This is a genomic window from Microcystis sp. M179S2 (assembly GCF_020245805.1).
GTDB lineage: Bacteria > Cyanobacteriota > Cyanobacteriia > Cyanobacteriales > Microcystaceae > Microcystis > Microcystis aeruginosa.
In genome coordinates this window covers 1-5,987 of record NZ_JADBUE010000055.1, presented here as the reverse complement: position 1 = coordinate 5,987, position 5,987 = coordinate 1, and the positions used below count along the sequence as shown (strand labels likewise).

Annotated in this window: 5 protein-coding genes and 1 pseudogene; 2 read left to right on the top strand and 4 right to left on the bottom strand. The window is 44.2% G+C overall.

Annotated features, from left to right (window positions below; translation table 11 throughout):
* Nucleotides 1-107: 107 nt before the first annotated feature.
* Together larB and dxs are read left to right on the top strand one after the other, a co-directional pair.
* Entirely contained in the window at nucleotides 108-878 is a 771-nt protein-coding gene (gene larB, locus IM500_RS03150) for a nickel pincer cofactor biosynthesis protein LarB (protein ID WP_287737662.1), read from the top strand.
* 73 nt (nucleotides 879-951) lie between these two features.
* Nucleotides 952-2,862 carry a 1-deoxy-D-xylulose-5-phosphate synthase gene (gene dxs / locus IM500_RS03145; RefSeq protein WP_190359162.1) on the top strand — a complete coding sequence of 637 codons (1,911 nt, stop codon included), beginning with the start codon at nucleotides 952-954 and terminating at the stop codon, nucleotides 2,860-2,862.
* A 297-nt stretch (nucleotides 2,863-3,159) separates the two neighbouring features.
* On the opposite strand, the gene IM500_RS24685 is transcribed toward dxs, so the two are convergent.
* From IM500_RS24685 to IM500_RS03130, 4 genes and pseudogenes are all read right to left on the bottom strand, one after another.
* Nucleotides 3,160-3,312 (bottom strand): type II toxin-antitoxin system VapB family antitoxin, encoded by a 153-nt coding sequence (locus IM500_RS24685; RefSeq protein WP_502846485.1) that lies wholly within the window; start codon nucleotides 3,310-3,312, stop codon nucleotides 3,160-3,162.
* A 106-nt stretch (nucleotides 3,313-3,418) separates the two neighbouring features.
* The gene (vapC, locus tag IM500_RS03140; protein ID WP_079206164.1) at nucleotides 3,419-3,832 is read right to left on the bottom strand and encodes a type II toxin-antitoxin system VapC family toxin; all 414 of its coding nucleotides are present in this window, start codon (nucleotides 3,830-3,832) and stop codon (nucleotides 3,419-3,421) included.
* The gene (locus IM500_RS03135; RefSeq protein WP_079206163.1) at nucleotides 3,829-4,023 is read right to left on the bottom strand and encodes a type II toxin-antitoxin system VapB family antitoxin; all 195 of its coding nucleotides are present in this window, start codon (nucleotides 4,021-4,023) and stop codon (nucleotides 3,829-3,831) included. The genes vapC and IM500_RS03135 overlap by 4 nt, the downstream gene beginning before the upstream one ends.
* 403 nt (nucleotides 4,024-4,426) lie before the next feature.
* A pseudogene (locus tag IM500_RS03130) lies at nucleotides 4,427-5,695 on the bottom strand (protein kinase domain-containing protein); the annotation flags it as partial.
* Nucleotides 5,696-5,987: the final 292 nt, after the last annotated feature.

Below are 5,987 nucleotides of genomic sequence, written 5' to 3'. Positions count from 1 at the left end.
CCCACACCCCACTTCCCCACTTCCCCACTTCCCCACTTCCCCACTCTCCCACTTCCCCACACCCCACACCCCACACCCCACACCCCACTTCCCATTGATAACTGACCATGTTGCATGCTGCCGATTTGCGATCGCTGCTGACCGCCGTTGCCAGGGGAGAAATTAACCCAGAGACAGCCTTAGATAAACTTAAACATCTGGCCTTTGAACCGGTGGAAGACTTCGCTAAAATTGACCATCATCGTCAATTAAGAACGGGATTTCCGGAGGTTATCTGGGGGCCGGGTAAAACCACCGCTCAAATCGCCCAAATCATCAATGTTTTGCGTCAAAATAGTCCCGTGGTTATGGCCACCCGCATTGAAGCAGAGACAGCAGCGCAGCTACAGGAACAGGTGACAGACTTAGTTTATTATCCCTTAGCCCGCATCTGTGCCATTGCCGCAGCTGCCCCAGAAAATCCCCCAAAAGGGATAATTTCCATCCTAACGGCGGGAACTGCCGATATTCCCGTAGCGGAGGAGGCGGCGGTTACTGCTCAATTATGCGGTTTTTCCGTGCAGCGTCTCTGGGATGTGGGGGTGGCGGGAATTCATCGCCTCTTGAATCATCGCCATCTATTGGATGCCGCCGATGTGTTAATTGTTGTTGCGGGAATGGAAGGAGCCTTACCAAGTGTGGTAGCGGGATTAGTTGATCGCCCGGTGATCGCCGTTCCCACCAGTATCGGTTACGGAACCAGTTTCGGCGGTATTGCTCCTTTGTTAACTATGCTCAATTCCTGCGCGGTCGGTATCGGTGTGGTTAATATCGATAATGGTTTTGGGGCTGCCATGTTAGCCGGCCAAATTTTACGCACGGCGGCCAGATTAGCCTAGATTTTCCCTCATCTCAGGCTGAAGATCCTATACAGTTGGTATAGGGATAAACTACTTTGAAAAAGAAGCCGATATGCACCTAAGTGAAATTACTCATCCCAACCAGTTACATGGTTTATCACTCCGTCAATTAGAAGATATTGCCCGTCAGATTCGCGAAAAACACCTCCAGACGATCGCCGCTACCGGTGGACATTTGGGACCGGGGTTAGGAGTCGTAGAACTAACGATCGCCCTTTACCAAACCCTCGATCTCGATCGAGATAAAGTCCTTTGGGACGTGGGACACCAAGCTTATCCGCACAAACTCCTTACCGGTCGCTATAATGATTTTCACACCCTGCGCCAAAAAAATGGCGTTGCGGGCTATCTAAAACGTTGCGAGAGCAAATTTGACCATTTTGGGGCTGGACACGCCTCTACGAGCATTTCTGCGGGGTTAGGAATGGCTTTAGCCCGGGATGCCAAGGGGGAAGATTTCAAGGTGGTATCGATCATCGGGGATGGCGCTTTAACCGGGGGTATGGCCCTAGAGGCGATTAACCATGCTGGACATTTACCGAACACCAACATCATGGTTATCCTCAACGATAACGAGATGTCCATTTCCCCCAACGTCGGGGCAATTTCCCGCTATCTCAATAAAGTTCGTTTGAGCGAACCCGTCCAGTTTATCGCCGATAATCTCGAAGAACAATTGAAACATCTACCCTTCTTCGGTGACTCCCTCACTCCGGAAATGGAACGAGTCAAAGAAGGAATGAAACGGTTAGCAGTTCCCAAAGTCGGCGCTGTCATTGAGGAATTGGGCTTTAAATATTTTGGCCCGATTGATGGTCATAATATTCCCGAATTAATCGCCACTTTTAAACAGGCCCATAAGGTCCACGGACCGGTTTTCGTCCACGTTGCCACCGTGAAAGGCAAAGGCTACGAATGGGCCGAAAAAGATCAAGTGGGTTATCATGCCCAAAATCCCTTTAATTTAGCCACGGGTAAACCGATTCCCTCCAGTAAACCGAAACCTCCGGCTTATTCTAAAGTTTTCGGGCATACTCTCACTAAATTGGCGGAAAATGACCCGCGCATTATCGGTATCACCGCCGCTATGGCCACCGGGACGGGATTAGATAAATTTCAGGCAAAACTACCGAAACAGTACATCGATGTGGGAATTGCCGAACAACACGCTGTTACTCTCGCCGGTGGTCTTGCTTGCGAAGGAATGCGCCCGGTTGTCACTATTTACTCTACTTTCCTGCAGCGGGCTTTTGATCAGATTATTCACGATATCTGCATTCAAAATCTCCCGGTTTTCTTCTGCATGGACCGGGCCGGTATTGTCGGGGCCGATGGACCGACTCACCAAGGGATGTACGATATCGCCTACCTGCGTTGTATCCCCAATATGACCATTATGGCCCCGAAAGATGAGGCGGAACTGCAAAGAATGGTGGTAACGGGGATTAATCATACCAGCGGCCCCATTGCCATGCGTTATCCCCGGGGCAACGGTTTAGGGGTTCCCCTGATGGAAGAGGGTTGGGAAGCTTTACCCATCGGTAAGGGCGAAATTCTCCGCAGTGGCGATGATATTCTCCTGTTAGGATACGGCACTATGGTCAACACTTCCCTACAGGTGGCCGAAATCCTCAGCGAACACGGCATCGAAGCCACAGTGGTTAATGCTCGTTTTGTCAAGCCCCTTGATACAGAACTTATCTTTCCCCTTGCCCAACGTCTTGGTAAGGTGGTGACTTTGGAAGAAGGTTGTTTGATGGGTGGTTTTGGTTCTGCGGTTTTGGAAGCTTTACAGGATGCTAATATTCTAGTTCCGGTCAAACGTTTCGGGGTTCCCGATAAATTAGTGGACCACGCAACACCAGAGGAATCCTTCGCTGATTTGGGTTTAACCAGTCCCCAGATTGCCCAACAGGTTTTAGCGGTATTTTTTAGCCAAAAACAAACCGCTAACGTCGGTTAAAATCTCAAGATTAGCTTATCCAGTTTTCCCGAAAAATTAGGGAAGACTGGCTTTTTTGGTCTAGATAGTCAATGAACACTGCCGGCAATAAATAGGGTTTGCGGCAAAAAGTACGGGCGAAGCATTCGGGCAATAACCTATCGGTGAAACCGTAGATTTTCTATCCGAATGCTTCGCCCCTACAGGACGCGGGCCGATGAAGACCCAAGGTTTTGAACGACGATTCTCTCAAAATATTACACCTGTGGGAGCAAGAAAAGCCACAAAACCCCTACCTTGCCTACATTTCACATTTATTCAGCAAGCCCTAAATAGTGAGGGGAACGAACCACAGAGACACAAAGGACACAGAGATCGATCACTACTATAGAAGTTAAATTTATCACACAAAGAATAAGAGAGTCCAGTAGCTTTAAGAGCATCAGCCAGAGGATATTCTAGCGGCGTTATTGTTTGCCACTCGATTAACTCAGGTAAAAAGCATCTACCAAATTGCACCATGAAGTTTTTAGTCGATTTACTCAACATTCCTTAATAGAAATGAGTCGCAACTCAATCATCGTTCATCATTAGTAGTAGGACAAGCTGAAATTAGCTTTAAGTGCTTCACGAAAGGAATAAAATCTTTATCTGAAAAAAGGAGCGGAAGATTATTTTCAATACAAAAGGAGGCAATAATAACATCAGCAGTTTTCCTAATAGTTATCCCCTTCTTGCGTAACTGGCGATAATTGTCCGCGCTTTTCAATGCCATTCTCAAACCTAGTAAATCATAAATGGTCAATGAAGTTAGTAAGCGATAGGCTATTTGATAATCCTTATCACTCCTAAAACCTTGGAGAACTTCGGTGAGAATAATATCACCAATAGCTATCGGCTCAACTCCCAGCAATAAATCAAGTTCTGTTGTTTCCGTAGTATTATAACCATTGAAATAATCAATCCAAACACTGGAATCCACAAGAATCATTGATTGTGCCTCATTTCCTCAAGGTTTCCTTCCCATTTAAGCTTACCTTTAAAGGCTTTAATTTTCTCCTGTTGTTTGAGCCGAATCAAAGTCTTAAGACCCAATTCAACAGCTTCTTGTTTAGTCTTTAAACCAGTAGCTTTAAGAGCATCAGCCATGAGTTGGTCATCAATGATAATGTTAGTCATCATCCTATTCCTAGTTGTGTATAGTAGATTGTTAATATACACATTATATAGGGTTTGCTGAATAAATGTGAGATGTAAGCAAGGTAGAAATTTTGTGGCTTTTCTCGCTCCCACAGGTGCAAGATTGTGAGAGAATCGTCGTTCAAAATCTTGCGTCTTTATCGGCGCGCGTCCTGTAGGGGCGAAGCATTCGGACAATAACCTATCGGTGAAACTGTAGATTTTCTATCCGAATGCTTCGCCCGTACTTTTTGCCGCATACCCTATTTAGGAGAAAACTGCTCGATTCAATAATTTGAGCCAAAACCCAATATTTTTAAAGACATCGGTGCAGTTTCCCGCAAGTGTCGCTCATTTTTGATAGACAAAAGTTATTGCTGTCACCCCAAACACAAGTTTACTGTCTCACTCGCCAAATTTTGATAGTTTTGTCAGCACTCCCACTAGCTAAATAGCGGCCATCGGGACTATATACTACTGAGTAAACCTCGCTATAATCACCAGTAAGGGTACGCAATTGTTTTCCAGTTGCTACCTCCCAAATTTTGATAGTACGGTCCCAACTCCCACTAGCTAAATAGCGGCTATCGGGACTATATACCACTGACAAAACCCAGTTAGAATGACCAGTTAGGGTTTTATCTAAGGGTGAAACCGAAGAATTAATCTTAGGAATAACCGGCGGTTGTTTTTGAGTTACAACAGGAGGCGGATTTGGTGCTGGTGGAGATGGTCTATTAGGAGTTATAGGAGGTAACTTTAATTGCCGTTCAATCTCATCTAAACGTTGTAAAATAACCCTAGTATTAGCCGGTCTATTCTTTGGCAATCTTCCCATCAACTCATCAATAAAATCCAACAATAACGGGTGAATATTTTCCGTTTCTTCTCGCCAAGGTAAAACATCATTAACCGCATCATAAATTTTTAAGGGATGTTTTCCGGTTAATAAATGCACAAAAGTTCGTCCTAAAGCATGAAAATCTGATTGAATCACTGCTTGGCCATGTTGTTGTTCATTGGGTGTATATCCGCGTGAGATAATACCTGTTACCTGTTGACCTTTTACCTTTTGATGATAGGTTTGGGTTTCTTCCCTTGCTGTGCCAAAATCAATTAACACCAACTCGCCACTATTTCGCAGCATGATATTAGGGGGTTTAATATCTCGATGCAGCCAATTCTGTTGATGAATTTTATCGAGAATTAAAGTAATTTCTCTCAGCCATTTTAAGGCTCGTTTTTGACTTAATTTATCATACTGCTTTAGCCACTGTTCTAAATTAATCCCCTCCACTTTTTCCATAACTAAACAGTGTAATATTTTCCCCTCCCTTGTGGAATATTGAAAATAGGCATCTGCGCGAGGAACACCGGTGACATTTTGACGACTCAACTCTAATAAAACGTCATATTCCCGTTTAAATAATTCAACTGCCTTCGGGTCATTATTACATTTTTCTTGTAATACCTTGAGGATTTTGGCTGTAAAACCTTCAAAAGCTTCATAAACAACCCCAAAACCAGTCGTATCACTCAATAACCGACTTACCCTATATTTACCATTTAACAACAACTCAGAGCCGCAACTTTGACAGTAACGAGTATTCGAGTTATTATTACTCGGATGGTCTGGTTGAGAACAATCGGGATTAATACAGTAACAGGGTTTCATCTCGGCTATCAGTTATTTTATTGAGTGAATAATTGCAAGTTTTCCCTTACCTGTCTTTGAAGGCATTTTATCATAAGTAAGCTAAAACGGATTTTAACCGCCTATCCTTAGATTAGCTGTCTCGGAGTCTCGACTAGAAAATTAATTTTGCACAACTACTTAGGGTTTGCTGAATAAATCTAAAAACCTTGTTGGATAAGGCTTTTAGACTTTTTTTCCCTGAAAAAGTGCCTACCATTGGAGTGATTGGGGGGAAAATTTAGGGATTTTTTCCCTGAAAATTAGGTAATTG

Excerpts from the sequence above, each read along its gene's own strand:
- larB (WP_287737662.1), top strand. The coding sequence starts at position 108 with ATGTTGCATGCTGCCGATTTGCGATCGCTGCTGACCGCCGTTGCCAGG.
- vapC (WP_079206164.1), bottom strand. The coding sequence starts at position 3,832 with ATGATTCTTGTGGATTCCAGTGTTTGGATTGATTATTTCAATGGTTAT.
- IM500_RS03135 (WP_079206163.1), bottom strand. The coding sequence starts at position 4,023 with ATGATGACTAACATTATCATTGATGACCAACTCATGGCTGATGCTCTT.
- dxs (WP_190359162.1), top strand. The coding sequence starts at position 952 with ATGCACCTAAGTGAAATTACTCATCCCAACCAGTTACATGGTTTATCA.